This is a genomic window from Herbiconiux daphne (assembly GCF_024979295.1).
Taxonomy (GTDB): Bacteria; Actinomycetota; Actinomycetes; order Actinomycetales; family Microbacteriaceae; genus Herbiconiux; species Herbiconiux daphnes.
Genome location: NZ_JANLCJ010000493.1, coordinates 1 through 633 on the forward strand (window position 1 = coordinate 1; position 633 = coordinate 633).

Here is a 633-nt window from a genome sequence, read left to right on the forward strand (position 1 = left end):
TCTCTGGATTCACCACTACTGTTGTTTTCAGGCTCTGTTCCAGTACCACAAATAACTTCGTCATTAATAATTTCCTTTTCTAATGTGTAATCTATCCAGTCCCAGTCAAATAAATTATCAGGAGTCTGGCCTATAAAAAGCAATCTAGCATTCTCTAACATTGCATCTTCCCATGTATCACCAAATTCATTTTGATAACATTGGGAAACAACATCATAAAGATCTTGTATTGATCTGCAATTTGAAAGCAGACTGATTGCAGCCTTCTCACCAATACCTTTACGACGCATACACAACTTACCACCCCACATTACTTCTCTACGCCTACCACATCCACAAATATTATCAGTACTGTCGCCAATTAACATTTGATGAAAGAAGAAATGTTTGGATTCAAATTCACTAATCCAGTGTGGTAATACTTCAGGTTGGTTTTCACCACAAGCCCAACGATAATGCCACCCAGATACTGTTTTTAAATCTTTGTCACGGGAAGCAATAATACTGTTATCAATGTCTTTACGTTGCTCTATCCCCATCCAATCATCAGCTTCCATTCCATCAACAATAACAGTGGGATGATTACTACAAATATAATCACCAACAGTGGTATAGTGATACGGTCGGATGAAA

At 37.6% G+C, this 633-nt stretch carries 1 protein-coding gene; it reads right to left on the reverse strand.

Translation table 11 applies throughout. The annotated features are described in order from the left end of the window. On the reverse strand, positions 1-557 hold a 557-nt coding region (locus N1032_RS26045; protein WP_259543526.1), incomplete at its 3' end, for a hypothetical protein. Between the last annotated feature and the right edge of the window lie 76 nt (positions 558-633).